The organism is Serratia sp. TSO36 (assembly GCF_057808395.1).
Map to the genome: position 1 here is coordinate 158724 of NZ_JBJZOU010000014.1, position 26457 is coordinate 185180.

Annotated in this window: 21 protein-coding genes; 5 read left to right on the plus strand and 16 right to left on the minus strand. The window is 58.2% G+C overall.

All coding sequences use genetic code 11. The features are described 5' to 3' along the window. Nucleotides 1-261: 261 nt before the first annotated feature. The 9 genes from dsdA to ACK3CV_RS13090 form a co-directional block, all read right to left on the minus strand. Nucleotides 262-1605 (minus strand): D-serine ammonia-lyase, encoded by a 1344-nt coding sequence (dsdA, locus tag ACK3CV_RS13050; RefSeq protein ID WP_164141006.1) that lies wholly within the window; start codon nt 1603-1605, stop codon nt 262-264. Between the two features lie 260 nt (nt 1606-1865). Further along, nucleotides 1866-2339: a VOC family protein gene (locus ACK3CV_RS13055; protein ID WP_033634598.1), complete on the minus strand. Its 474-nt coding sequence runs from the start codon at nt 2337-2339 to the stop codon at nt 1866-1868. Nucleotides 2340-2350: 11 nt separating this feature from the next. Continuing rightward, nucleotides 2351-2701: a DUF1428 domain-containing protein gene (locus tag ACK3CV_RS13060; protein ID WP_033634599.1), complete on the minus strand. Its 351-nt coding sequence runs from the start codon at nt 2699-2701 to the stop codon at nt 2351-2353. A gap of 104 nt (nt 2702-2805) precedes the next feature. Further along, a complete protein-coding gene (locus tag ACK3CV_RS13065; protein WP_164141005.1) occupies nt 2806-4248 on the minus strand; it encodes a GGDEF domain-containing protein in 1443 nt (480 codons plus the stop codon). Nucleotides 4249-5462: 1214 nt separating this feature from the next. Next, complete coding sequence (locus ACK3CV_RS13070; protein WP_060430264.1) at nt 5463-6782, minus strand: NAD(P)/FAD-dependent oxidoreductase; 1320 nt, start codon at nt 6780-6782, stop codon at nt 5463-5465. Nucleotides 6783-7031: 249 nt separating this feature from the next. Further along, nucleotides 7032-7721 (minus strand): GntR family transcriptional regulator, encoded by a 690-nt coding sequence (locus tag ACK3CV_RS13075; protein WP_033648377.1) that lies wholly within the window; start codon nt 7719-7721, stop codon nt 7032-7034. Between the two features lie 96 nt (nt 7722-7817). Then, nucleotides 7818-8123: a hypothetical protein gene (locus ACK3CV_RS13080; RefSeq protein ID WP_048321600.1), complete on the minus strand. Its 306-nt coding sequence runs from the start codon at nt 8121-8123 to the stop codon at nt 7818-7820. Then, nucleotides 8101-9603 (minus strand): aldehyde dehydrogenase, encoded by a 1503-nt coding sequence (locus tag ACK3CV_RS13085; protein WP_164141003.1) that lies wholly within the window; start codon nt 9601-9603, stop codon nt 8101-8103. Before ACK3CV_RS13085 ends, ACK3CV_RS13080 begins: the two co-directional genes overlap by 23 nt. A 9-nt stretch (nt 9604-9612) precedes the next feature. Further along, complete coding sequence (locus tag ACK3CV_RS13090) at nt 9613-10515, minus strand: dihydrodipicolinate synthase family protein (RefSeq protein ID WP_103826722.1); 903 nt, start codon at nt 10513-10515, stop codon at nt 9613-9615. A gap of 384 nt (nt 10516-10899) precedes the next feature. On the opposite strand from ACK3CV_RS13090, the gene yddG reads away from it, so the two are divergent. Next, nucleotides 10900-11817, plus strand: coding sequence for an aromatic amino acid DMT transporter YddG (gene yddG, locus ACK3CV_RS13095; RefSeq protein ID WP_049233237.1), 918 nt, complete (start codon nt 10900-10902; stop codon nt 11815-11817). 216 nt (nt 11818-12033) lie between these two features. Then, entirely contained in the window at nt 12034-13419 is a 1386-nt protein-coding gene (locus ACK3CV_RS13100; protein WP_043147501.1) for an MFS transporter, read from the plus strand. A gap of 30 nt (nt 13420-13449) precedes the next feature. Here the strand turns inward: ACK3CV_RS13100 and ACK3CV_RS13105 are convergent, their stop codons facing one another. After that, nucleotides 13450-14469: a GlxA family transcriptional regulator gene (locus ACK3CV_RS13105; protein ID WP_074026598.1), complete on the minus strand. Its 1020-nt coding sequence runs from the start codon at nt 14467-14469 to the stop codon at nt 13450-13452. A 440-nt stretch (nt 14470-14909) separates the two neighbouring features. Here ACK3CV_RS13105 and ACK3CV_RS13110 point away from each other — a divergent pair, with 440 nt between their 5' ends. Further along, a complete protein-coding gene (locus ACK3CV_RS13110; RefSeq protein WP_223181989.1) occupies nt 14910-15077 on the plus strand; it encodes a hypothetical protein in 168 nt (55 codons plus the stop codon). A gap of 48 nt (nt 15078-15125) precedes the next feature. Here the strand turns inward: ACK3CV_RS13110 and ACK3CV_RS13115 are convergent, their stop codons facing one another. Beyond that, complete coding sequence (locus tag ACK3CV_RS13115) at nt 15126-17555, minus strand: DUF3772 domain-containing protein (protein ID WP_060443560.1); 2430 nt, start codon at nt 17553-17555, stop codon at nt 15126-15128. 450 nt (nt 17556-18005) lie between these two features. Here ACK3CV_RS13115 and ACK3CV_RS13120 point away from each other — a divergent pair, with 450 nt between their 5' ends. Then, on the plus strand, nt 18006-19736 hold the full coding sequence (locus ACK3CV_RS13120; protein ID WP_164141001.1) for an ABC-F family ATP-binding cassette domain-containing protein: 1731 nt from the start codon (nt 18006-18008) through the stop codon (nt 19734-19736). Nucleotides 19737-19924: 188 nt separating this feature from the next. Here the strand turns inward: ACK3CV_RS13120 and ACK3CV_RS13125 are convergent, their stop codons facing one another. Both ACK3CV_RS13125 and ACK3CV_RS13130 read right to left on the minus strand, forming a co-directional pair. Continuing rightward, complete coding sequence (locus ACK3CV_RS13125; protein WP_033634603.1) at nt 19925-20557, minus strand: TetR/AcrR family transcriptional regulator; 633 nt, start codon at nt 20555-20557, stop codon at nt 19925-19927. Between the two features lie 22 nt (nt 20558-20579). Next, entirely contained in the window at nt 20580-23684 is a 3105-nt protein-coding gene (locus ACK3CV_RS13130) for an efflux RND transporter permease subunit (RefSeq protein ID WP_033634604.1), read from the minus strand. Between the two features lie 178 nt (nt 23685-23862). Between ACK3CV_RS13130 and ACK3CV_RS13135 the strand changes: the two genes are divergently transcribed. Continuing rightward, nucleotides 23863-24708 (plus strand): inositol monophosphatase family protein, encoded by an 846-nt coding sequence (locus tag ACK3CV_RS13135; protein ID WP_047567369.1) that lies wholly within the window; start codon nt 23863-23865, stop codon nt 24706-24708. Here the strand turns inward: ACK3CV_RS13135 and ACK3CV_RS13140 are convergent. From ACK3CV_RS13140 to mgtS, 3 genes are all read right to left on the minus strand, one after another. Then, nucleotides 24651-26027, minus strand: a complete 1377-nt coding sequence (locus tag ACK3CV_RS13140; protein ID WP_060436342.1) for a cation diffusion facilitator family transporter — start codon at nt 26025-26027, stop codon at nt 24651-24653. The two genes, ACK3CV_RS13135 and ACK3CV_RS13140, sit on opposite strands and share 58 nt — an antisense overlap. A gap of 26 nt (nt 26028-26053) precedes the next feature. Beyond that, nucleotides 26054-26233 carry a hypothetical protein gene (locus ACK3CV_RS13145; protein WP_033634607.1) on the minus strand — a complete coding sequence of 60 codons (180 nt, stop codon included), beginning with the start codon at nt 26231-26233 and terminating at the stop codon, nt 26054-26056. Nucleotides 26234-26342: 109 nt separating this feature from the next. After that, nucleotides 26343-26435: a protein MgtS gene (mgtS, locus tag ACK3CV_RS13150; RefSeq protein WP_004938109.1), complete on the minus strand. Its 93-nt coding sequence runs from the start codon at nt 26433-26435 to the stop codon at nt 26343-26345. Nucleotides 26436-26457 lie beyond the last annotated feature (22 nt).

Below are 26457 nucleotides of genomic sequence, written 5' to 3' on the forward strand. Positions count from 1 at the left end.
CCCACGGCGAATGCTTCAATATTGTTAAAACAATAAGCGTGCGATAAACGAACATCAGAGGACGGTAAATAAAATAATTTTATTTACTATTAATGGGATGGGGTTATTTTTTCCGTTACCACAGAATGAGGGTTTGTGATTCAATTAACATTTTAGAAACATTGGCGCTACCCTGTTTGGCGCTGACCATCGGCCTGAAGGCACAGAGGCTTTTCGAACGGCGCTCGCCCTCTAAAAAGGGAGCGAGCGCAAGAAACGCCCTTATTGACTCAGAGACGCCTGCCCGGCGGCGAGGTACTTCGCCATTTCCGCCGGCGGCACCATGCCGCCACCGGTCGCCCATACCAGGTGCGTCGCCTGCGCCAGACTCTCGGCGCTGATGCCTTGTTCGCTGAGCGCCCTCGCATGGGCTGCAACGCGCCACGGCCCGGCCATGCCGGCCAGCGCAGACGGCTCCAGCTGAAGATGCTCGTGCTTGTCCAACAGCCCGAGCAGCGCAAACATCTCTTCGTCGCTCAGGGTGTAAAACGCGCTCAACAGGCGCTCCATCGCCCGGCCGACAAAGCCGGAGGCGCGCCCCACCGCCAGCCCGTCCGCCGCGGTGCGGTTATCGATGCCAAGATCCTGCACCGCAATGCCGTCGTGCAGCCCGCTGTAAACGCCGAGCAACATGCAGGGCGAATGGGTCGGCTCGGCGAAAACGCAGTGAACATGGTCGCCGAAGGCCAGCTTGAGGCCAAACGCCACGCCGCCCGGCCCACCGCCGACGCCGCACGGCAGATACACGAACAGCGGATGCTGTGCGTCCACTACGATGCCCTGTTGGTCAAACTGCCGCTTCAGGCGGCCGCCGGCCACCGCGTAGCCGAGAAACAGGGTTTGCGAGTTTTCATCATCGATAAAGAAACAGCGCGGATCGCTCGCCGCCTGCTTGCGCCCCTGCTCGACCGCCACGCCGTAATCTTCGGCGTACTCCACCACCGTGACGCCGTTGTCGCGCAACTTTTGCTTCTTCCACGCCCGCGCATCCGCCGACATGTGGACGCTGACGTCAAACCCCAGTCGGGCGCTGATGATGCCGATAGAGAGCCCCAGGTTGCCGGTCGAACCGACGGCGATGCGGTACTGGCGGAAGAACTGGCGAAACTCGTCGGAAAACAGCCGGGCGTAGTCGTCGCCAATCTGCAGCAGCCCCGCCTCCAGCGCCAGCTTCTCCGCGTGCGTCAGCACCTCGTAAATGCCGCCGCGCGCCTTGATTGAGCCGGAGATCGGCAGATGGCTGTCCTTTTTCAGCAGCAGCTTCCCGCCAAGCCGCAGCCCATAGCGCCGGTCCAACGCCTGCTGCATGGTGGGGATCGCCACCAGCTCGGATTCGATGATCCCCTTTGTCGGCTGGGTTTCCGGGAAGGCCACGGCGAGATAAGGCGCAAAGCGCGCCAGGCGCTGCTCCGCGGCGGCGACGTCGGCGGCGGTCAGGCCGACATGGGGCAAGCCTGCGGCCAGCGTTGTCGCACGCTGATTGAACCAGGTGATAGGCTCGAGGGCGACCATTCGTTGCAACAGCGGATGCTGCGCAACCCACGGTTGAATCTGTGATTTTTGCATAAATGTCCCTGACTGATTTGGCGTTGCCGTCACCATGCCGCGAACGCCGGCGGCTGACAAATGATAAATACTGAACTTGAGGTGCAACAGATTGATGCAAGCGCGGCGCTAGCCGGCCGCGACGCCAAACCAGATCAGAATACCCGCCACGCCCGGCAAAATCGGCGCACCGCCGGTTTTCGCGGCGGTGCCGCCGGGAATGCCGAGGGAAACCAGCGCCGATGCGTTAAGTGCTGCGCTCTCGATGCATCTTTTATCCGCTAACCCCGCGCCGCCGCTTCCAGGCCGGCGATGTCGATTTTGCCCATCAGCAGCATCGCTTCCGTGACCCGCCGCACGCGGGCGGCGTCAGGATCGTTCATCAGTTCGGTCAGGCGCCGCGGCACGATCTGCCAGCACAACCCCCAGCGATCGCGCAGCCAGCCGCACTGCTCCGCCTCGCCGCCCACGCACAACGCGTCCCACAGCCGGTCGACCTCCGCCTGATCGTCGCATTCCACCATCACGGAGAAGCTGTGGTTGAACGGATCCAACGGCCCGGCTTCGATCGCCGCATAGCGCTGGTCGCCCAGGGTGAAGGAAGCCAGCTTCACGCTGCCGGCCGGGCCGCTCGGCGTATCCGCCGGCAGATCGGAAAACCAGTTCACGGACGAACCGGGGATCAGCGCGACATAGCAATTCAGCGCCGCCTCCATGTCTTTTTCAAACCACAGATGTTGCGTAATTCTGGCCATCTGCGCCTCCTTCAGGTATCGAGGATCGGCGCGAACCCGCCAAAGATCATGCGCTTGCCGTCAAACGGCATCTCGCCCAGCGCCTTCATGCGCGGATCGTTCATCATTTTCTCGTTGGCGGCGTCGCGCACCGCCTTGGAGGGGTACTCTATCCAGCTGAACACCACCACTTCGCCTTCCTGCGCCTTCACCGCGCCGCGAAAGTCGGTAAGTTTGCCGTCGGGCACATCATCGCCCCAGCACTCCACGACGCGCGTGGCGCCAAACTCTTTAAACAGCGGCGCCGCTGCGGCCGCCAACCGGTGATATGCCTCCTTATTGGCGGCCGGCACCGCCACCACAAACCCGTCTACGTATTTCATTCTGATATCCTCTTGTCTGATTAAGGACAGTCGGTTCAGCGCGGGCAAAGTAGTCCGCGCCCCCTACCAGTTTAGACGGCGGGCGCGCGGCACGGATCGGAAGTTCAGCGGTCAGGATCGTTCGGCGGACAAGATTCCGGCGTGGCGACCCGGTTACGGCCGGCGTTTTTCGCTTTGTATACCGCCAGATCCGCCAGTTTGAGCAGGTCGACCAGGCTGTGACCGGAACCACCCGGGCAGGTTACCATGCCGATGCTGACGGTGATCTGCAGCGGATGGCCAGCCGGCATGGTGATCGATTCCGCCTCAATGCGTTGCCGCAGCCGTTCGGCCAGCTGCACCCCCTGCTGTGGCTGGCCGAGCGTCGAGACGATGGCGAACTCTTCCCCGCCCATGCGGCCGAACAGATCATCGACGCTCAGATCGGCGGCAATCGCACGGGTAAACGCCATCAGCGCCTGATCGCCACCGGCGTGGCCGAAACGATCATTGATCGATTTGAAGTAATCGATGTCGAGCATCATGACGCACACCAGCTCGCCTTTCTGGTCGATCACTCGCTCGCCGCGCTGCATAAACGCATTGCGCGTCAGCACGTGGGTCAACGCATCGTGACTCGCCACGTGCTCCAGTGTGCGCAACAGCGCGTTGCGCGCATAGTTCATGCTGGCGACGGCAATCGGCCCCAGCGCCAGCAGCGCGATACCCAAACGCATCGATACCGTGTTCTGCAGCACCTTCATGTCGAGCGTGGTGCTCAGCAACCCGAAATCGATCGCCAGATGGCACCACAGCACATAAACCAGCACCGCGATCATGGTGCTGAACAGCGAAAAGGACATCGCCAGCCACAGCAGCACCGGCATGGGGAAGATTACGGCGCCGGGGCCGCCGATCAGCACGCTGCAGACCGCCGCCAGCGCCAGCAGCGCCAACACCGCCATTTTTCGCCCCGCCTGCGGCCATTGGCTGCGCTGCGTCAACATGGCGCAGGCCACGCGCAGGCGATAGCGCCAATCAGCGGGAAACACCAGAATGAACGGCATCAGCGTGACGTAGTTGGTGAATTCGGACGAGAACCACAGCGCCAGCGAGGTTAAATAGGGTCTGCCGAACAGCCACTGCGAGACTCCCGCGCCCACTACACCGGTCGCGGCGGCGGCGGCCAGGCAAATACCGAACAGATACATGCTGGAGGCGCCGCGCTGCAGCATGCGCGCCGGCGGCGACAGCCGCATGAACAGCAGATACCCCACCACCACGCCGGTCAGATTGGCGGCGTTCAGCAGCAACGCCTTTTGCAGCGAGCTGCCAGTCAGCAGATCCGCCGCCAGATACCCCAGCACCGCCATGCCCCAGCCGGCGCGCGTAGCCCACTGCGGGCAGCGCACCAGAACCGCCAGCAGTACGGCGTTGACCGGCCAGAATACCGCCAAAAATCCGACGGGACGGCTGACGATGCCCAGCAGGCAAGCCGCGAACACCAACAAAAAGACGGTGAGTGCGGGCCAGATTTTCCGGGTATCGGACAACGAGGTGGTTTGCATCTTGGATCCAGAGACTTCTGCTGTGTAAGGTGACAATCTGTTCGTGTCACAACCGTCGACGATGAGGAGAAGATAAGCGGCCGACCCGCCTATTATTGCCAGTTTTAACGGTCCGAGCACCTGTTTATTCATCAAGGGAAAATATATTTGTGTATCAATGTATTGACGGCAGTTGCTCGTTTGGCGCAGAAACTGCTGAAGCAGCCACGCCCCAGCCGGCCTGACACCGGCAAAAACCGCCGTCTTGTTCCTAAAAAGTAAAATAAGATTGGGCGATGTGCGTAATGCTGGTCAGTTAGCGTTTTTATGCAGTCGTTCGTGAGATTTTCGGTCGATAAAAGTGAGATGCCCCATGTGACTCACGCACCTCGACCGAGCCAGGAGCCGAAGGCGCGGCCCCTGGCAACCCGCGCCTTTGCCCTATCAGACGGTTGGCTTTGCCAACTTCCCTCTCTCCGCCATACCGCATTGAGGCCGGTTGCGACAGGCGTCCCTGCCTGTCTCACCTGAAACCGCCGTCCATGGCGGTTTCGCCTAATGCGCTATGCCTGCGTTCGGCGTCTTCAAGGGCGTCCAATACCGTGCTCATCTCCGATTCCTCTTCTCTGCCATAACCTCATAAAGGACGGGTTGCCCGGTAGCCGCCAGCACGGGTGTTGACCTTTGGCGCGCATCATCGGCTGCCGAGCAAGACGGCGTTGTCAGGGGCAACCGGCCAGGGAAGGCCGGTTGAGGCGAGACTAACAGGGACGTTTGTCGCAGCCGACCCGCCCGACAACGCAGACGCGGCGAGGACAAATCTGCCGGGAGCAGATTTGAACGCTGCTTGCAGCGGCCCCGAAGGGGCGAGGCCCAGGATGGGCCGAGTAATTTCCGCACAGAGGATAGACGGTGTTAAGCGAAGGCGCGGGTGGAGGGGCCGCGCCTTCGGCCCCTCCAATTGCCGTTCATTGCAGTAACAGAGAAATACGGACATTTACGGCAATTCATCCTGCACGACACGTAAAGAGACTGGATAAAAAATACCAGTCAGGCTTAAGTGACCGGCATTAGGTGATGTGCGGAGATTTTTTCCCCCCACGTCAAAGCGCCTTGCGGTACATCACAAAACCGGGGCGCTCCGCCATCTGGTCATACAGCCGCATGGCGGTCTGGTTGGTTTCGTGGGCATTCCAGTAAACGCTCGGCAACGATGATGGTTCGGGTGAGAAAGACTAAACTTCTGAGCCTGCTCTATATTGCCCCCATTTCAGTACTGAATTAACGCCGATGGAGAGGAACGGCTCCGGCGGGGTTTTATTCGGGCCCGGTGACGCCACAAGGAAGTCGATCAACTCATTGCGCTCACCGGCAATCATATCCGCCAGCAGTTTGCCGGTAGCCGTGCCGCGCGTGATACCCAACCCGTTGCAGCACAGCGCGCCGTACACGTTGGGTGCCAGCTGGCCGAAGAAACCCTCATGATTCTCCGACAGACAAATAGCCCCACTCCAGGAATAGGCGAAATCAACCTGGTCAAGCGTCGGAAAACGGCGCTCAAAGGATTTACGGTGGTTAGCGATAAAGTTCTTCAGATGGTGCTCGCGCGGACGACCATCAGGGTGGAAGCTGAAGCTGTTGCGTACCAGTATGCGGTTATCTACCGTCCGGCGTACGGTGCTGCCAAACGGATGCGCGGGGATAACGCCCCAGACCGGTTTGCCGCCCAGCCGGGTCTGCTCATCGGCGGTCAGCGGGCGGGTCAGGCTACCGTACAGGAAGGTCGGCAGCAGGCGTCCGCGCAGGAAGCCAAAGTGCGACGCAAATGCGTTGTTCGCCAGAATCAACTTATCTGCCGTGATGCTGCCTTTGTCATGCACCAGCGTCACTTTGTCGCCATAATTAATAGCCGTGATCGGCGTATACTCGTAAAGCGTCACGTTCGATGGCAGATTGTTCGCCAGCCCTTTCACCAGCGCCGACGGTTGCAGCAGGATGGTGCCGGGAATATAAAGCGCCTGTTTGTAGTAACGGGTGCCGATGTGGTCAGGTAGATCCTTGCCCGTTATCATCTGCGTTTCGCGGCCAATCTTCTCTAGCCCGCGGCGGTAGGCCTCAAGAATCGCCACGCCCTGCTCGCCCACGGCAGCTTGATATTTCCCGGATTCTGACATCTGACACTCAATTCCGTGCTCCTGCACAATAGCACGCAGATAGTTCTGCCCCAGCGTATTGAGCTGCAGGATAAGCCTGGCGGTTTTGACATCGCCGATGTAGTCCTTGGCGCCGATATCGTGCGGCACATCAATGGCAAAACCCGCATTGCGCCCGGCAGGGCCATAGCCCACTTCCTGCGCTTCAATCAGTACAATTTCATCGTCAGGAAAGTGGATCGCCATCTGGCGGGCGGCTGCCAGCCCGGTTAACCCGGCTCCCACAATGGCCCAGCGAGCGTGTTTTTGCCCCACGTGAGCAGGCCGTGGGGGGCGAGATGGGCTGGTGTGATACCACCCTGGCAGGGCGTCATCAGCAGGGAGAGAAGTGATCTTTTGCACGCTGTTTACTCCGGTTCGCTGTTATTTTTCTTTTGCGCTTAGCAGGTCAGTAAGCGCGGTATGAACTCATGTTATCCATGTCGAAATAATGAATACGTGATGAATATCTCATGTATACAACAAGTATAAAAATAGTTAAATCCAGGTTAATTTTGACGTAGAAAAGCCCCGAGCGAGTAACGCTCAGGGCGGGTTACGATTTGAAAGTAGCCCCCAAGCGAATGCCTGGGAGCACGCCATCAGGTGGGGTTATTCAGGTGACTGGATGCGCTCATCGGCCTTAAGTCCCTGCGGCGCAATAAAGATCTCCATGTTTTCCCGGGAGAGTTCCCAGTGTTCGAACACCAGATCCACTACCGCCTGCTCATCGTGCGCTTCCAGTGCGACGATAAACGCATCGTGATGATCGGCAGCCAGTTGTAAACGCCGCTCCATGTCATCATTACGTGGACGGAAAAAGGTGTGACCGATACGACAATGATCGATCAGCAAGCGTCCGAGGCTCGGTTGCAAATAGGGGTTAGCCGCCATTTCCCCCATGATCTCGTGAAAGCGGTTGTTCTCCAGAGCCAACGCTTCGACATCATGGCTCTGAACCGCTTTGCGAAAGCGCTTTTGAGTTTCTTTTAGCGCCTTCAACTGCGCGGGTTTGTAGTGCTGAGCTGCAAGGCGCCCGGTGGCCGCATAGATCATCGGTGCCACCAGGAAAAAGTTGCGCAGCGTGGCATGGCTCATGGGAATCACGCGTACGCCACGCTTTTCAACGATCTCGAGATACCCTTCACCTGCCAGGCGCTGAAACACTTCGCGCACCGGTGTCCGTGACAGGCCGTACTGAGCGGTCAGACTGGCTTCATCCAGCAGCTCATCCGGGTCGAGTTCCATCGTTAAGATAAGCCGCTTGAGATCCTCGTACAGCGCTGTCTTACCCGTTCTCATTACCGCCTCCTGAAAATCGACCCGTGATGCTTAACTATGATGCTGCTTAACCTACAGATAAAGGTAAGCTACGGCAAAATTTATCCGCAACGGCGATCACGTTCTGTGCATTTTACTGGCTGTCCGGTAAATCAGCATCAGAACCGGTTCCGGGTCCCGATCGGGCGAATGACGCAGGATCTCCCCACGCAGCCAGACAATTTCACTGTCGGCGCACTGATGGAAAGATCCCATCTCCCGAGCATTCTTTAGCCATTTAATAATAAAGGAATTTTTTTGCCGGTTGGAGGTAATGCGTCCCAGCTTCTTCGACAGCCCCACCGCCACCAGAAGACAGAAATAGAAATGGATTCTGTCTTCCAGGCCGCGAAGCACGGCTTCAGGCGTCGTCTTCAGCAACATCAACCCAGATGGTCTTCAGCTCGGTGTACTGGTCAAGCGCAAACACTGATTTATCGCGACCGCCAAAACCGGACTGCCTGTAGCCGCCAAACGGCGTGGTTGCGTCCCCCTCTCCGAAGCAGTTCACGGTCACTGTTCCGGCGCGAATAGCGCGAGAAACGCGGATGGCGCGATTAAGCTTGCCGGTATAAACCGACGCCGCCAGGCCGTATGGGGTGTCGTTGGCCAGCGTGATGGCCTCGCCTTCGGTTTTAAACGTGGTGACGCACAGCACCGGGCCGAAAATCTCCTCCCGGAACAGCGCGCTTTCCGGCGTCACACCATCGATGATGGTCGGCTGCACGTAAGCCCCCTGCTTCGTGTTACCTCCGTGCAGAATAGGTAACCCTTCCTGGCGCGCGATATCAAGATAGCGGCTCACCTTACTAAAGTGCTCAGGAGAGATCATCGCACCCAGCCGATTGCGCGGATCGAACGGGTTACCCATCGTCCAGTTACCGATTTGCTTCGCCATTTCCGCCAACAGCGCCTCCTTCACATCTTCCTGCACCAGCAGGCGCGAGGTCGCGGAGCAGTTCTCGCCCATGTTCCAGAACGCACCGTTAAGCACATGTCCGGCAACCGCAGCGATATCGTCGGCATCGTTAAACACCAGCGCCGGGTTTTTGCCGCCGCACTCCAGCACGACCTTTTTGAGATTGGATTCCGCCGCATAGTGCAGGAAGCGACGTCCGGTGGCGGTGGAGCCGGTAAAGCTCACCATATCAATATCCGGATGCAAACCAATCGGCTCGCCGACTTCTTTTCCGGTACCGGTCACAATATTCAATACCCCCGCAGGAACGCCCGCTTCAAACGCCAGTTCAGCCACGCGCAGCGACGTCAGAGACGTTTGTTCAGCCGGTTTCACCACCACCGAACACCCTGCCGCCAATGCCGGGCCAATTTTCCAAGCGAGCATCAGCAGCGGGAAATTCCACGGCAGAACGCAGCCCACCACGCCAATCGGTTCACGCACTATCAGCGCCATCGCATTATTGCCTACCGGCGCCGTGTGGTCGTAAAGCTTGTCGATGGCTTCCGCATGCCACTTCAGCACATGGATAGTCTCAGGTACGTCCACCGCCAGACACTCGCTGACCGGCTTACCGCTGTCGAGGCTTTCCAGCACAGCCAGCGATGCGAGCTGCTGTTCCATCAGCGCCGCCAGTTTTAGCAGCACCGCCTTGCGTTCGCCCGGAGCCAATTTGCTCCAGCTTCCGGCCTCAAAGGCTGTGCGAGCCGTGCTCACCGCCGCGTTAACGTCGGATTCATCGCAGGCAGCAAGATTTACGATGGCTTCACCGGTCGCCGGGTTGTACGTCGTCAAGGTTTTACCGGAACGCGCCGGGGCGAAACGGCCATTGATAAACGCCTTGTCCGGAAGCGTAAGTTCATGCGCCAAGCGCGTTACATCGTTGAGTGTCTGAAGCTGTTTCATTTCGCCCCCTTACGCCGCCGTGGCCGCAGCCACGTTGCGTTTCACCCCGGCAATCACCGCTTTCAGCTGTGCTTTCTCTTCTTCGTCCAGACTTTGCAGCGGCGCACGCACCTGGCCCGAGGTCAGACCGTTCAACTCGCAGCCATAGCGGATGGACTGCACAAACTTTCCGCCGTCGAGGAAGTTCATCAGCGGCATCATGGCGGCCATAATTTTGCGGCCTTTCGCGAAGTCCTTTTCCACTACGCAAGCCTCATACAGCGCCACATGTTCACGCGGAATAAAGTTAGAACCGGCGCACACCCAGCTGCGTGCTCCCCAAGCAAAGAACTCCAGCGCCTGATCGTCCCAGCCGCAGGAGAGCGCAATGTTCGGAAATTTACAGGCCAGCAGATGCAGATTATTGAAATCGCCCGAGCTTTCTTTAATGGCGACCACGTTGGACGAGCGGCTTACCTCGCGGAAGTAGGTTTCACCCATGGTGATCCCCATACGGCCTGGGTAGTTGTAGAGCATGATCGGCAACTGCGCGGCTTTATCCACTGTTAGCGCGTGATGGGCATTTTCCTGCTCTGTAGGCAGTGCGTACGGCGGCGAGGTCACCAGAATAGCGTCGGCTTTAATCTCGCGCGCATGCTTCGCGTAGTCCACCGCATCTTCGGTACGGATTGCCCCGGTTCCAACAATCAGCGGCAGACGGTTGCCAATGACTTGACGCGCATGCTCGGCCAGCGCCTTACGCTCTTCGGCGCTCTGGGCATAGTATTCGCCGGTTGAACCGCCAATGATGATGCCGTGAACTCGAGCTTCAATCAGGGATTCCAGCACATCCGCAAAGCGGGCGAAATCAATACTGCCATCGGCCGCGTAAGGGGTAATTGCCGGGGTGTAGATACCTTCAAATGTCAACACGATAACCTCCAGGGGGGGATTCACGACCGCGATGGTCTGTTCAGCAGCTCGAGGCTGCGTTTGTTAAGAATTTGCACACAGATGTGAAAGGGGTCAATGAACGAATATTTTTTGTATACATTAAAAATACAACGTAAATACCGATGAGTAGTAAAATCCTACACCGATGTTATTTTTAATCATTAATAATCAATAAATTAAAAATTAAATTTTGATGTAGTAATTTTATACATGATTTCAGATAACGATCACATTCCGGAATTTTTGCCTCCAGAGACATATTTACAGCACCAATACGGAGGCATAGCTTTAAGTCTGGATTTAACCAGAATTTAACAGCAAGCCGGTTCGGTTGTGATGGAAATGTAAATAGAGGTACAGGGTATGCCCCAGAAAAAAGCGACGCTCATCGGACTGATAGCCATCCTGCTGTGGAGCGCAATCGTTGGGTTGATTAAAAGCGTGAGCGAAGGTTTTGGCCCGGTGGGCGGTGCGGCGCTGATCTACACCTGTAGCGCAGTCCTGCTGTTATTCACCGTTGGCTTCCCGAAATTGCGGCTGTTTCCACCGAGCTATCTGATCCTCGGCAGCATCCTGTTTGTCTGTTATGAACTCTGTCTGTCGCTGTCGCTGGGCTTCACCCATTCCGGCCGTCAGGCCATTGAGGTCGGGATGGTGAACTATCTCTGGCCGAGTATGACCATATTACTGTCGGTTATCGTGAACCGACAAAAGACCAACCCGCTGATTATTCCGGGCGTCATTTTAGCCGTCGCCGGAATTTGCCGGGTATTAGGAGGCGAACAGGGTTTCTCTTTCACTGAGATGACCCATAACGTAATGGAAAATCCGCTCAGTTATGGCCTGGCATTTAGTGGCGCCATTATTTGGGCAATATATTGCGTGGTCACCAAAATCATCGCCAATGGCAATAACGGCATTACCCTGTTCTTTATTTTGACCGCACTGACGTTATGGGGGAAATACCTCACTTCCCCGCAACCAGAATTTATTCTCTCCTGGCATACATGGATAAGTTTATTGCTGGCCGCCATCGCCATGGGGTTTGGTTATGCCGCCTGGAACGTCGGCATTCTACACGGCAATGTGACAGTGCTGGCGGCCGCTTCGTACTTTATCCCGATTATCTCGGCGGTACTGGCTGCGGTTATGTTGAAGTCACACCTGAACATCGCGTTCTGGCAAGGCACTGCCATGGTGAGCCTGGGCTCGCTGCTCTGCTGGTGGTCTACCCGCAGTTCTGCGCCGAAAGCCTTACCTGTAATAAAAGAAAGTAAGTAAGGCCCTAATAATAAAAAACATCTTACCCGACCATCCTGCACCGGAGGAGTATTTATAATGAACGACCAAAATTAACAGAAAAAATATTCATTACGTTCGATTTAACAATATTACCTGACCTACATTTAAACCGCGATCGTCGGATTAGCGGCAATGGCTTCGTGTACCCGTTGCAGGCCGTTAATCCGACGACATCGGGGAAAGACAGGAGTTACCATGTCAAATACCATTTCTGTAGAAGACGTTCCCCTTAACCGCTTTCACCGGTTGCTGACCGTGCGTTCGGGAGGTGGATCCTTTGTCGATGGCTACGTGCTCAGTATTATCGGCATCGCCATGATGAAAGTCTCACCTGCACTAGGTCTGAGCGCATTCTGGGAAGGATTGATTGCCGCCTCGGCGCTGATCGGTATCTTCTTCGGTGGTTTTATCGGCGGTGCGCTGACTGACCGTCTTGGCCGCCGCGTACTCTATTTCGTTGGGCCGACGCTGTTTGTCGTCTGCTCTCTGGCGCAATACTGGGTGCAAAGCGGTGAAGTGCTGTTTGCGCTGCGCTTTATGAATGGCGTTGCCGTCGGGATTGAATACCCGGTCGCGACCGCTTTCCTGGTGGAATTTCTGCCGAAGAAAAACCGCGGCCCCTGCCTCGCGACGCTGACCATCCTCTGGTTCGCAGGCGCAGCCGTGGCGTACCTGGCCGGCGAAGCCATTCTTAATTTTGGTGGACCTGACGCCTGGCGCCTGACGCTGGCGAGTACGGCCGTCATTGGCGCTCTGCTGTTCATCGTGCGTCTGGGCACCCCGGAATCCCCGCGCTGGCTGTTAAGTAAAGGCCGTCATGCCGAGGCAGAAGCGATCATCCGCCGCGTTTACGGCCCTGAGTTTGGTCTAGATAACTTACCGGTACAGGCTGAAGGCAAAAACCTTTCTTTTGCCAACCTGCTCCATTCCGGTTACGGCAAGCGCATGGCGTTTGTGGCGATTTTCTGGACCTGCTCCGTCATTCCGGTATTTGCCGTCTATGCCTTTGCCCCTAAGGTGCTGGATGCGCTGCACCTCAGGGGCAACTGGGCATCCTATGGATCCGTTGCCATTACCCTGCTGTTCGTGGTGGGCTGCGTCATCGCGACTCGCCTGATTAATGTCCTGGGACGCCGTAAGCTGCTGCTGCACAGTTTCCTGTGGTCAGGCCTTGCGCTGTTGCTGCTAGGCTTTCTGCGTGATGGTCCGTCTGCGGTGATCCTACTGATGTTCGGTCTGTACGCGCTGTTCATCGGAGGGGCGCAGGTGCTGCAGTTGGTCTATCCCAATGAGATCTTCCCGACTGAAATTCGCGCCGGTGCCGTAGGCGTAGGGACGTCGCTGTCGCGCATCGGTGCAGCGGTGGGCACCTGGCTGGTGCCGCTTTCGTTGCAGAATATTGGGATTGGTCCGACGATGTATATCGCTGCAGCGATCACCTTCTTTGGTCTGATAGTGTCGTGGTTTATGGCACCGGAAACCAATGCACGCAGTCTGGAAGACGCCTCCTCATTAGAGGAGGAACTTCCGCGTAACAAGGTTTCAATGCAGGGGGTCATGCCGAAACGACACTCTCTTTGATTCACCGGGGCTGCATAACTGCAGCCCTATTTACTCCTTCACCAACTTTTCCACTTCCCTGCGTCGCTTGCGGAACGAACTCGGTGTCTCACCGTATTGCTTACGAAACCACGAAATGAGATGCGACGCGTCCGAAAATCCGGTCGCGGTGGCAATTTCGTTAATACTGTTACTTGAATCGGCCATCAGCTTTCGCGCCTGCTCCAACCGCATACTGCGCCAGTAAACGGCTGCTGAGTGGCCAGTGCATTTGGTGAATATCAGATTGAGCTGACGAAAGGTCACACCCGCAAAATCCGCCACGTCGGCGAGCGGGATCGGTGAATCAAGGTGCTGTTTCATAAATTCAATTACCTTACTGACCCGTTCGTTCTCATACACATCCGGCGCATTAAGCGGGGCTTTCTGCTTCGCCTTTCCGGCAGGTTGTGGCGCGTCCATCAGTAGATATTTCAGTACCTTCTGCGAGCGTACCAGGCCGCAATGCTGACGGATCAGATCGGCCGCCAGGTCAATTGCCATGCCGCCCGGACAGGAGATAATCCCGCCGTCTTTAATATAGGTTTTGTCGATTACCGGAATGGCTTTTGGAAAACGAAGCCGAAACTCGTCGCGGGTAGTGAAGTGGATCGCACAGTGATGATTATCCAGCAGCCCGGCGTTACCGGCAACGAACGCTCCGCTGCACAGCGTAATGATTGGAATATTGCGGGCGTGCAGATCCCGCAGCGCCTGTAACAACCATTCTGGCGGGGTGCGAGTCTCTTCGAGCAATCCGCCAGCGACCACGAAATAGTCCCAGTCTCGGGAAAAATCGAGCTTCGCAGTCGGTGATACCGGCAAACCGCAGCTGGCAGTGACCGGCCGATCGTCGCAGGTCATCCACTCCCACTGGCAAAAAATCTGCCGGCTGGAGAAGGATTCATCCGCCGCAAAGCGCAGAGATTCCACCAGGCCGGCAACCGAAGCCAGCGTAAATTGCTTCATCAGCAAAAAACCCATTGTCAGGTCGGGTTTTGGCTCGATGTTTTTTTCATAGGCGTTCTTCATCAGACTCCTGCAATCCTCCAGCTTGTTCAGAAGACATTACGGATTGGCGATGTCCCGAGTATTTAGACCAACGGCGATCGGCTTCTCGGCGCTATTGCCCAACTTTTTACTGGTCGCATAACGTTTTCCACCAGTATGGCGTACTACCCTGTGCGGTGCATTAGGTGCATTAATGGACAATCACGGAGCGATAGCAGAGAGACAGCCAGGAGCCGAATGTGCAGATTTACACACATATTGCGAACGGTACAACCGTTGTATAGCAAAGTGATCCGTCTTGTGTGTGACTCCACCCGCGGACTTATGGTCTGCTGTATCGCGTAAGTCATCAGGAGATATCAGGACACTACCGATACCGCTGTATAGATCGCACCGGCGAGCGGTGCCGTTCGCTTTCCCGACATATACTTAAGGGAGGAATCGCAATGGAGGACGGTGAGATGAAGAAGATTACTCTCGTGTTTTTGATGCTGATGCTGAGCGGGTGCATCGGCGGCGGTGGCGGCCCGTCGAATGCGCCTCCGGCCTCGCCGAATGAGCCTTATACCTGCACCAAATCCAGCGCCAACAGCGACTGTTCGCAATCGGTGGAGCCGTCGATGTACTAGCCGCATTCGGCGGGCCGTCGCTTAACGGCCCGCCGCCTCAAGGCTGAACTAGGAGGAGTGTTCCTCTTCGTTGGCCTGATATCGCGTCGCCTGCTGCTTCATAAACACCACTTCCTGCGGGCTGGACAGGCTGACACGCTGCGCGCGCAGCAGCTTGAGGATGTTGAACAGCAGTTCGCTCTTGGTCGCGCCGACCATGCGCGGGCTCGGCACATAGCCGGTCACGCTCAGGATAATGCCGTCCGGCCCCAGTTGGCTGAAGCGCACGTAAGGCGCCGGCGTTTCCAGGATGTTTTCGTATTCGTGGTAAGCGTTAAGCAGAATATTGCGCACCTGCTCCGGATCAATGTCGGTCGGGAACGTCAGCGCGATGGTCACCACCCCTTGCGCGTTGCCCATGGTGGCGTTGCGCACGTTCTGCGAGATCAGCTGCGAGTTCGGTACGATCATGGTGGAGCGGTCGCTGAGCTGGATTTCGGTGGCGCGCACGTTGATGCGCCGTACGTCGCCTTCCACGCCGCCGATGCCGATCATATCCCCCACCTTCACCGGGCGCTCGGTCAGCAGGATCAGGCCGGAAATAAAGTTCTTCACGATCTCCTGCAAACCGAAACCGATGCCGACCGACAGGGCGCTGACGATCCACGCCAGGTTGCTCCACTGGATGCCCAGCGCCGCCAGGGTGATCAGTATCACCAGCACATAGCCGATATTGCTGAACAGCGTCACCAGCGAGGCGCGGATACCGACGTCCGAGATGGTTTTCGGCAGCAGTTCAGATCCCAGCCAGCGCCGCACCGCGCGCAGAATATAGATGCCGATCGCCAGGCAGATCACGGCGTTGAGCAGGTTGCCGGGCACGATGTTGAAACGCTGCAAGCCTTCACCGGTCAGGATGGAGACGATTTTCTCCATCAGCGAGCCCGGCGTGGTGCTGCCGAACGAGCCGTTGAACAGCGAGACAATCATCAACAGCAACAGCGAACATTTGGCCAGCGCGGTGGTGATGATCGCCATCTGCTCCAAATGGCGATCCTTAAAGCTGAGCGTTTTCTTCAGCATCTTGCCGCTGACGGTCTGCGGCGAAAACAGCGCGGCGCACAAATCGGTGGCGAACAGCACCATAAAATAGAACGCCATCAGCACCAGCACCACCCAGATCAGTTGGTAGGTCAGGAAGCGGGCGAAGGCGATGTAGCCGATAAGCAGGGAAAACAGGATCACCACCGAACAGACCAGGGTGACGAGGTGCACCAGCCCGCTGACCAGCGTGCGTTTTTCCAGGTGCGCGCCCTGCTGTTCCAGCCGGCGCCGAATGCGCTGGCCGCGCAGCGGCGCCGCCAGCAGCACCATGCCGATCAGCCCCGCCACCAGGCCGTTGCCGAAGATAGTGGTGGCCAATGAGGCGCTGACGACGTTGTTGATCAGCTCCACGGTGCCGAACGCCAACGCCAGGCCGGCCAGCAGCGGCGAGAAGTAACGCAGCCCGGCGGCCACCTCGTTATCCATGGAAGCCAAGCGCCACGACGGGCGATTCAGCGACAGCGCCGCACGCCCCAGCCCGGCGATCAGCGCGCAGAAAATCCCCAGACGGTTGAAGCCTTCGGCGAAGTCCTCCAGCATCACCGGCAGCGGCTGCACGCGAACAAAGACGTAATACAACAGGTTCAGCGCGATAGAGGTGGTGATCACCGTCACCACCACGGTGACGAGCGCCATAAAGCTGCGGCGCAGACGCCCGTCCGGCAGGAAACGGATGCTGACCCAGGCGAGGAAACGCTCGGAGAAATAGCGCCCCCAGGACCAGACAATCACCGCCAGCGCCAACAACGCCAGCGTGCCGTAACGCCACTCGTCCTGCCAACTGGCATCCCAGGCCGCTTTCATCTCGGCGTTGAACTGATCCAGCCGCTGCACGTCATTTTCGGACGGCTGCAGCACCGGCGCCCAGAATTTGATGCCCAGAATGCTGCCGGTATTCAGCGCCAGCTGGGTTTTAAACGCCACCCGGCGCAGATCGCCGATCTGTTGCCCGAGCTCGAAGGCGCTGGTCTTGATGGCCTGAGCGCGTTTTACCGCATCGTCCAGCTGTTTCTTGCTGTTGTTCAGCGCGTTGCGCTGCTGGGCCACCGCCGGGGTTTCCGGCAGCGCGCCGGCCGCCGGGGCCGGCCCCAGGACGTCCAGCTGCGCTTTCAGTTTGTCCTGCTCGGGCTGCAGATCGGTGGCGAGCTTTTCCATGCTGGCGACCAGATCGTCGGTCGCCAGCCGCAGTTTGCTGAGCTGGTTATCGGTGGTCGCTTTGGAAACCAGCTGCTTCATGCTGTCCAACTGCCTTTGCGCGGCTTTCAGCTGCGTAGCGGGATCGGGCGCGCTTTCGGCGGCGGGATCATCCTGGGCGGCGGCGACGGCGCCGAACGGCGTCAGTTGCAAACCAAACAGCAATAATAACAACAGCAGGAACGGGCGAGGCTTTAACATAAATTCAGTGCTCAGCATCATTATCTGATAGACAGACGAACAGGCGGCGGATGAACCGTCGCTTAACCATAAACGCTAATTATAATAGCTGCTTAATGTCGGCCGAAATACAGTAATTATTCCCATTGTGTGCCACGCGCGCGCGCCCTCCTTAGCCTGCTGATTATTCAGGCGCTTTTACACTGGCGATACGGCACAAGGCGCTCTATACTCCAGCCACCGATTAACCTGCAACCAATAAAAGGAGACTTACTATGCTGACGTGTGAATTGTTTTTTCACTCACACTTCTTTGGTAATCGTCGCCGCTCAAGCATTACCGGTATCGTGCTGCGATAACCCAGCTTGAGCGAAGCTTACTAAAATCCGAGATCTTCCCTCCGGCTTACCGGGTTGTCGTCAGCGATGTTTGACGATAGGCATTGTCATGCCTGTAACTCTTGAGTAAGCAATGAGCACACTACTGTCTGCACAATCTGTCGGTTACGACAACGCGTTCGGCGTCCTGCTGAGCGAGATTTACTTCACCCTGAAAAAAGGCGATCGCATCGGTTTGATCGGCGACAACGGCTGCGGCAAAAGCACCCTGCTGCAACTGCTCAGCGGCGCCCTGCCCATCCACAGCGGAATGGTGACATTGTCACAACAGTGCCTGATGGCGCGCATCGAACAACACCTGCCGCCCGAGCTGCACGCCAGCACTCTGCTGGATGCGGTGTTGGCGCGGCTTCCGGCGAGCCAACACCTCAGCGAACGCTGGCGCTGTGAAGCGCTGCTCGCCGAGCTGGGGTTTGAACCGGCGAGCTGGACGTTGACCGCCGGCACCCTCAGCGGCGGCCAGCACACCCGCCTGCTGCTGGCGCGCGCGCTGATCCGTCAGCCCGATCTGCTGCTGCTCGACGAGCCCAGCAACCACCTGGATCTGCCCACGCTGCTGTGGCTGGAGCAGTTCTTGCGCAGCTGGAACGGCAGCTTCGTGCTGGTGTCGCACGATCGCTATCTGCTCGATCAGGTGACCAACTGTACCTGGATCCTGCGCGACAAAACGCTGCAATTTTTCCGCTTGCCCTGCTCCGCCGCGCGTCAGGCGCTGGCGGAACAGGACGCTGCGGACGAGCACCGCCGTCGGGCCGAGCAAAAAGAGATAGACCGGGTGGAAAAAAGCGCCAAACGTCTGGCGACCTGGGGCAAGGTCTATGACAACGAAGATCTGGCGCGCAAAGCCAAGCAAATGGAAAAGCGCGTCGATCGGTTGAAGGAAGAACAGACCACCCTGACCGCCGGCAGCCCGTGGCGGCTGCGACTGCAGGGAGAGGCGCTGGACGCCGATCGCCTGCTGGCGCTGCCGCAATGGGCCGTGCGCCCGGCGCCGGAGGCGCCGGTGCTGTTCAGCCTGGCACATCTGCGGGTGAAAAGCGGCGATCGCATCGCCATCGTCGGGCGCAACGGTTGCGGCAAATCGTCGCTGCTGCGCTTGCTGTGGCAGGCGTATCAGCAGCCCACGGAACGCCCGGCGCTCTTCCACCCGCGCGTGCGCATCGGCTATTACGATCAGAGCCTGCAACAGCTGCGCGATGAAGACACGTTGAGCGAAGCGCTGGCGCAGTTTGCGCCGCTGACCGAGGAACAGCGGAAAATGGCGCTGATCGGCGCCGGGTTCCCTTACCTGCGCCATCATCAGCAGATCCGTTCGCTCAGCGGCGGCGAGCGTTCGCGGCTGCTGTTCGTCGGCCTGACGCTGGCCAACCATTCGCTGCTGCTGCTGGACGAGCCCACCAACCACCTGGATATGGCGGGCAAAGAAGAGTTGGCGGAAACGCTGCGCCAGTTCGCCGGCGCCGTCATGTTGGTCACCCATGACCGGATGCTGATCGAACAGAGCTGCAACCGCTTTTGGCTGATCGACCAGCAAAAACTGGAGGAGTGGCACGATCTGGCGCCGGTGTATCAGCGCCTGGCGGGCGAAACGCCGGCGCTGCCGACGGCGGGCAAGGCCACCGCAGACGGCCCGACGCCGCACGAACGACTGGAAGACGAAGAAGCGCTGTTAGCCGCGCTGTTGGCCCTCGAAAGCAAACTGGAGGACGACCTGGCGCGCAAGCCCAAGCACCAGAAACCGGCGCTGCAGGCGCGCTGGCGCCGCGAGATTGCCGACATCACCGCCCGGTTGAATCTGGGCTAACCCCACAGGCCGCCGAACGGCGGCCTGTTTATTGATGTATTGATGGAAAGCCGCTTGTCGCTTTCCCTTGGTTCGCACGGCATCCCGATTGCTGGTCACTGTCGGCCAGCCAGGATAATCCGCGCGGGCGGCGATACCGGCCGTGGCTTTGCGTATGCAGCAAAGCGCCAGGATCACGTTCTCTTTGGTTATTCGGTAATGGCAGGCGGCGAATATCGCCAGGCTAAAAGAAACGCGGTGATAGCCGCTTCGGCCATCTGTTGCAACTGTTCCGGCGTCGGCCACTGGTCGGATAACAGAGCCGCCGGCAACGGATACCCCATCACCGCGCCCAGAAATGCCATAGCCTGAGGCTGCGCATCAGCAAATTGGACTTGCCCATGTTGCCGCGCCTGTTCCAACATTTTCACAAATGCCTGCAGCACCCGTCCGGCATTGCGTTCACGCAACGTGGCGTACAACTCAGGTTTCTGCAACAGCAGTTGCACCATCAGCCGCTGAAAATGCACGTTATCAACGCTGAAAAAATGCGCCTGCACCACCGAAGCGAAACGCGCCAGCACCTGCGGTAAATCCATACTCTCCTGAGCCAAAATGGCGGCGATCGGCGGCTGCATCTTCTCGATAAGATGGTTGAACGTCTCCAGCACCAGGGCGTCTTTGCTCGGGAAGTGATTATATAAGGTTTGACGGGTGGTTCCCGCCTCGTTGGCTATCTCGTCCAACGAGATATCCAAGCCCTGCTGCAAAAACAGAACGCAGGCGGTTTCCAGTATCCGTGGCCTGGCCTTCATCGGCCGTCCCGGTTGGCGGTTGATCATGCTCTCTCTCCAGCCCAGAGGCTCATTTTCGCGCCTTAAGTCGTGCCAACCCTTGTTTGGTCAGAACAAAAAACAACGGTACGAACAATAATGTCAGCAGTGTGCCAGAAATCATGCCGCCGATCACCGCAATCCCGATTTCGCGCCGGCTGGCGGCCCCGGCACCGACAGAAAGCGCCAGGGGGATCACACCCGCGACAAACGCCAATGAGGTCATCACGATGGGCCGCAGACGCATTCGCGCCCCTTCCAGGGTCGCCTGCAACAAAGCGGATCCCGCTTTGAGCCGTGTTTCAACAAACTCGACGATCAGGATAGCGTTTTTCGCCGACAGGCCAATCGTCGTCAACATTCCCACCTGGAAGTAAATATCGTTTTCATACCCCGCAAGGCGCGCGGCGACAACGGCTCCGATAATCCCGAGGGGAATGATCAACATCACGGACAATGGGATAGACCAACTCTCGTACAGCGCGGCCAGGCAGAGGAAAATGAACAACACCGAAGCCAGATACACCAGCAATGTTTGCCCGGCGGCCAATTGCTCCTGATATGAGAGCCCGCTCCACTCAAGGCGGTAGCCGTCTACACCGCCGATGATGCTCTGCATACGCGCCATCGCGGTGCCGGAGCTTTCGCCCTCGGCTGCCGTCCCCTGTAACTGCGTGGCCGACAGCCCGTTAAAGCGCTGCAGCATTTGTGGCCCTGAGAGCCAACGCGTAGTCGCGAAGCTGGCAAAGGATGCCATGCTGCCGCTTTCACCACGTACGAACCAATTATCGATATCATCCGGCGCCGATCGCCAGGCCGCGTCCCCCTGCATGTAGACCCGCTTTACGCGGCCGCGATCGATAAAATCGTTAATATAAGCGCCCCCCCAGGCGGCAGAAAGCGTGTTGGTGATGTCAGCCTGCTGCAGCCCTTGTGCGCTGGCCTTTTGCTGATCGATATCGACCTGCAATTGTGCTTTATCTTCGAGGCCATTGATGCGTACCGCCGTTAACAACGGATCTTCGGCAGCGGCGGCGATCACTTGCCTCTGCGCAGCTTGCAGCGCGTCATGCCCAACGCCGTTTTGATCCTGTAACCACAGTTCAAATCCACTGGACTGCCCCAATCCGCGCACCGCCGGCGGCGACAACACATTGATCTGCGCGTCGCGATAGCTTTTGAAATGGCGATTGGCGCGGCTAATAATCGCCAGCGCGTTATTCTCATTACCGCTGCGCAGCGACCAATGTTTAAGTTCGGCAAACGCCATGCCGACATTCTGACCACTGCCGGCGTTATTGCGCCCGACAACCATGAAGATCACATTCAGGTTGTCCCGCTCGGCGGTCATGAAATAGTCGGCGATAGCGTCAGCAGTCTGTTGCGTTCTGGCCATCGGGGCGCCTGGCGGCAGAGAAAACTGGACCATTACCGAGCCCTGATCCTCGACGGGGAGAAAACCGGTAGGCATCCGCAGATATTGCCAGATCATGAAACCGACCAGCAGCAGCGCCAGCATGCAAAAACGCCCTTTGCGCGCCATCACATGGTTCAATCCCAACCCATAACGCCGCTGTCCGTATTCCACCAGGCGGTTAAAGCCGCGAAAAAAGCGGCTGCGCGGCCGCTGCACCGACGGTTTTAGCAAACCGGCGCACAATGCCGGCGTCAAGGTCAACGCCACCAACACCGACAGCACCATCGCAGCGACGAGCGTGATGGAAAACTGTCGGTAGATTATGCCGGTTGAACCGCCGAAAAATGCCATCGGAACAAATACGGCCGAAAGTACCAGCGCGATGCCGATCAGCGCACCATTGATCTCCCGCATCGAATGCAACGTCGCCTCGCGCGGCGGCAATTGCGCTTCCTCCATCACGCGCTCAACGTTCTCAACCACCACTATCGCGTCATCCACCAACAGGCCGATCGCGAGCACCATGGCGAACAGTGTCAAGGTGTTTACGCTGTAACCCAACAGCGCCAAAATGCCGAAAGTGCCGAGCAGCACTACGGGTACCGTAATGGCGGGGATCAATGTGGCGCGCCAATTTTGCAAAAACAGATACATCACCACAATCACTAGCGCGATCGCTTCCAACAAGGTTTGCACGACGCCTTCAATGGACACCAGTACGAACGGCGTGCTGTCACGCGGATAAGCCACCTGCAGCCCCGGCGGAAACTGCGGCGCCATGCGCTCCACTTCAGCCCGCACCCGTTCAGCAACCTCCAGCGCATTGGCGCCGGAAGCCAGTTGAATCGATATGCCGGCCGCTGGGTACCCGTTGAGGCGCGTTTGGTTTTGATAGTTTTCCGCACCGATCTCCACGCGCGCAACATCGCGCAAATACACCGCCGAACCGTCGGTATTGGTGCGCAGAATAATATTCTCAAACTGCTCCGGCGTTTCCAGCCGCGATTGCGTGGTCACGGTCGCGTTCAACGCCTGGCCATCCATCGTAGGCAATGCGCCGATCTCACCGCTGGTGACCTGGGCATTTTGCGCTTCTATCGCGGCTTGCACGTCAGATGGCATCAGGCCATAACCGCTCAACTTGATCGGATTGAGCCAAACGCGCATCGCATATTGAGCGCCAAATACCGTCGTCTCCCCGACGCCATCCACCCGGCTCAGCGGATCTTGCAGCGAACTGACCAGAAAATCATTGATATCAACGCTGTCCATGCGGCCTTGCGTGTCGTACAGGGCGACTACCATTAGGCTATCGCCCTGCGATTTTGTCACCGTTATCCCTTGCTGCTGCACTTCTTGCGGCAATCGCGACGTTGCCTGATTGACCGCATTTTGCACTTGAACCTGAGCAATGTCCGGGTCGGTTTGTTGTTCGAAGCTAAGGCTGATGCGAGCCTGACCCGCCGAACTGCTGGTTGATGAGAAATACAACAGGCCATCGATCCCTTTAATTTGCTGTTCGATAATCTGAGTTACGCTGTCCTCTACCGTTTTGGCCGAAGCGCCGGGGTAATTGGCGGTCACCGTGACGCCGGGTGGGGCGATGTCGGGATATTGCTCAACCGGCAATGTCCAGAGCGCCAGTGCGCCCGCCGCCATAATGCAGATGGCCAGCACGGCCGCAAATACCGGTCGAAAGACGAAAAAATGCGCTAGCATGCCTGACTCCTCTGATTATCTCGCTTACGGATGCTTTGATGATGCATCTAATGACGCCAATTACTTTACAGTAAAGTAAATAAATTAAATCAAATCTGAAATCAAGCAGGAATCAACACCGTATTGTCATCTGACTATGGCACCCTGCACGCTAAACTTTGTTCGGAACATTGCCGCCATGACTTCACTTTCCCCACGGGACATCGAGGCGCGCTACCGCTTCGCGCGTGAGATCGCCCGCGCCGCCGCCGATCTCGCCTTCAGCTTTTATCAACGGCGGCAAAGCCTGGCTGTCGACTTCAAACAGGGGCTGCAGGACGTGGTCAGCGAGGCCGATCGCCGCGTCGAAGCGCTGATCCGCCGCATGATCAGCCGCCGTTTTCCCCAGGATGGGTTTCTCGGCGAGGAAAGCGGCAGCGCCGGCGAGAATGCCGCCTGCATTTGGGTCGTCGATCCGATTGACGGCACCGCCTGCTTCCTGAACGGATTGCATACCTGGTGTATCGCGATAGGCGTGGTGATCGACGGCGAGCCGACGATAGGCGTGGTCTACGATCCCAACCACCGCGAGATGTTCCGCGCCTGTCGCGGCGGCGGCGCCTTTCTCAATGGGGAGCCGATCGCTGTGCATGCCGGGCGCAGCGTCGCGGATGGCGTGATGGGCGTCGGGATTTCCCCGCGCGCCTCGGCGGCGGAATTCAGCGGCTTTCTCTGTCGCCTGCTGCAGGCGGGAGGGATGTTTGTGCGCAGCGGCTCCGGCGCGTTGATGACCGCCCAGGTGGCCGCCGGGCGGCTGCTGGGCTATTACGAACCGCACATGAACGCCTGGGACAGCCTGCCTGGGTGGGTGCTGACGCGCGAAGCCGGAGGCGTGGCGAATGACTTTATGCACAACGACGGGCTGCGGCGCGGCAACCCGCTGCTGCTGGCCAACGCGGCGCTCTACCCGCAGTTGGCCGAGCTGATTCATATGCCGGGCTTGATCGGCTCGACGTGCCCTATCGCGCGCGTGATGGCCGGATAAAGCGCGCGCAGCCGGCGCTCGACCCGATCGACCGCATCGTGCGCGGCGGCGATGGTGACCGCCGGCGACACCCGGCAGTGGAAGTTGACAATGATGCCGCCGTCGCTCTTGCGTGCACGCACGTTGTGTACGTCCTGCACGCTCTCTCCCTGCTCCAGCGCCGACTGCAGGATCCGCCGAATATCGGCCAGCTCCGTCGCATCGACATCCTCGCTGGTCAGCCAGTGCGGCGTCTGCGGCTCCAGGTGCGTCTCTATCTCGGTGTCCTCACCGATCGCCTGGCGCAGGATCCCCTCTATCTCCGTGGCGATGTCATGCGCCTGCGCCACGCTGGCGTTGGCCGGCACCGCCAAATCCATGCCGATCGCCATGCGCGTCGGCAGCTGCTGCAAGGTCACATTCTGTACCTGCGCGCCGTGGTTGGCGGCGATCGCCCGAATGCGCGTCGCCATGTCTTCATCGCTGCGGGTCTGCGGCACCGCGATGACGGTGAATTCCGCCCTGGCGTAGTGCTCCCGCAGTCGCTCGACGATCTCTCGCTTCAGCGCGTCGATGCGCTCCAGCGACAAGGTGCGGCACACCGCCACCGTGATCTCGACGAACAGCACCGCGCCGGCATTGCGAATGCGCACGCTGTCGCAGGCCAGCACCGCCGGAAAACGCGCCAGCGTGGCGCGGATCGCCTCAGTAGCCCCGGCCGGCGCGGCATCCATCAGTGAATCGAAGGAGCGTTTACCCAGTTTGATCGCGGCGACAAAGATAAAGCCGGCGACGATCAGCGCGGCGATGGCGTCCGCGCGGCCAAAGCCCAGCAGCACAAACACCATGCCCAGCAGCACCACGCCGGACGAAAGCATGTCGGAGAAGAAATGCAGCGCATCCGCTTCCAGCGCCGCGCTGTCGGTCGCTTTGGCGACGCGGTTGAGCGCCCGCACGCGGAAGAAATCGACGCAGATGGAAATCAACAGCACCGCGATCACCACCGGCGCGGCGACGATCTCATGCGGCTGCCCGAGCAGGCTGCTGCCCGCCTCATAGACAATCCAACCGGCGGCGCCCAGCAACAGCAGCACCTCGAACAGCGCTGCAAGGTTTTCCACCTTGCCGTGGCCAAAGTGGTGATCGTCATCTGCGGGCTTATCGCTGATGCGCACCGCCAGCCAGGTGATGCTGGTGGCGATAAAATCGGTGAAAGAGTGGATCCCTTCGGATATCAGGCCAATACTGCCGGTAAAAATGCCGGCGACAAATTTGCCCGTGGCCAGTAACCCGCTGGCGATCATCGAGTTTCTGGCCACGGCCTGTTTTTCATTCTGCATTATGCTGCTCACATTCGGACGGTGATTTATTTTTTTATTTTAGAGGATAATTGCCAGACAACGGCGATCAGCAGCATACTGCCAGAGAATGTCAGCATGAGGCTAGTAAGAAAATTGGATTTCCCGGTGGAATAAAAATAAATCTCATTAACGCCCACCGAGATCATTAAAATGGCGTAGAGCAATCCCAGAATAAGAATCGTCATTATTATCAACTCCCGTATCAGGCCGCGCGTTCGGCGCGCCGCTAAAAATCCTCCCCATAATAAATAACGGTTACGGGGAGGATGCATCTAGGCGGATCTTTTGCGTTCATCAATCATCCCATTTGGTGCTCATATAGGCCGCCAACAGGCCCAGTGAGCTGATCATTGCCAGGAATCCCATAAAAATAGTCATGTTTCCCATTGTTTTTTCCTCAGGTTAAATG

Coding starts and splice junctions, on each gene's coding strand:
- dsdA (WP_164141006.1), bottom strand. CDS start 1,605: ATGCAAAAATCACAGATTCAACCGTGGGTTGCGCAGCATCCGCTGTTG.
- ACK3CV_RS13055 (WP_033634598.1), bottom strand. CDS start 2,339: ATGGCCAGAATTACGCAACATCTGTGGTTTGAAAAAGACATGGAGGCG.
- ACK3CV_RS13060 (WP_033634599.1), bottom strand. CDS start 2,701: ATGAAATACGTAGACGGGTTTGTGGTGGCGGTGCCGGCCGCCAATAAG.
- ACK3CV_RS13065 (WP_164141005.1), bottom strand. CDS start 4,248: ATGCAAACCACCTCGTTGTCCGATACCCGGAAAATCTGGCCCGCACTC.
- ACK3CV_RS13075 (WP_033648377.1), bottom strand. CDS start 7,721: ATGAGAACGGGTAAGACAGCGCTGTACGAGGATCTCAAGCGGCTTATC.
- ACK3CV_RS13080 (WP_048321600.1), bottom strand. CDS start 8,123: ATGTTGCTGAAGACGACGCCTGAAGCCGTGCTTCGCGGCCTGGAAGAC.
- ACK3CV_RS13085 (WP_164141003.1), bottom strand. CDS start 9,603: ATGAAACAGCTTCAGACACTCAACGATGTAACGCGCTTGGCGCATGAA.
- yddG (WP_049233237.1), top strand. CDS start 10,900: ATGCCCCAGAAAAAAGCGACGCTCATCGGACTGATAGCCATCCTGCTG.
- ACK3CV_RS13100 (WP_043147501.1), top strand. CDS start 12,034: ATGTCAAATACCATTTCTGTAGAAGACGTTCCCCTTAACCGCTTTCAC.
- ACK3CV_RS13105 (WP_074026598.1), bottom strand. CDS start 14,469: ATGAAGAACGCCTATGAAAAAAACATCGAGCCAAAACCCGACCTGACA.
- ACK3CV_RS13110 (WP_223181989.1), top strand. CDS start 14,910: ATGAAGAAGATTACTCTCGTGTTTTTGATGCTGATGCTGAGCGGGTGC.
- ACK3CV_RS13115 (WP_060443560.1), bottom strand. CDS start 17,555: ATGTTAAAGCCTCGCCCGTTCCTGCTGTTGTTATTATTGCTGTTTGGT.
- ACK3CV_RS13120 (WP_164141001.1), top strand. CDS start 18,006: ATGAGCACACTACTGTCTGCACAATCTGTCGGTTACGACAACGCGTTC.
- ACK3CV_RS13125 (WP_033634603.1), bottom strand. CDS start 20,557: ATGATCAACCGCCAACCGGGACGGCCGATGAAGGCCAGGCCACGGATA.
- ACK3CV_RS13130 (WP_033634604.1), bottom strand. CDS start 23,684: ATGCTAGCGCATTTTTTCGTCTTTCGACCGGTATTTGCGGCCGTGCTG.
- ACK3CV_RS13135 (WP_047567369.1), top strand. CDS start 23,863: ATGACTTCACTTTCCCCACGGGACATCGAGGCGCGCTACCGCTTCGCG.
- ACK3CV_RS13140 (WP_060436342.1), bottom strand. CDS start 26,027: ATGCAGAATGAAAAACAGGCCGTGGCCAGAAACTCGATGATCGCCAGC.
- ACK3CV_RS13145 (WP_033634607.1), bottom strand. CDS start 26,233: ATGACGATTCTTATTCTGGGATTGCTCTACGCCATTTTAATGATCTCG.
- mgtS (WP_004938109.1), bottom strand. CDS start 26,435: ATGGGAAACATGACTATTTTTATGGGATTCCTGGCAATGATCAGCTCA.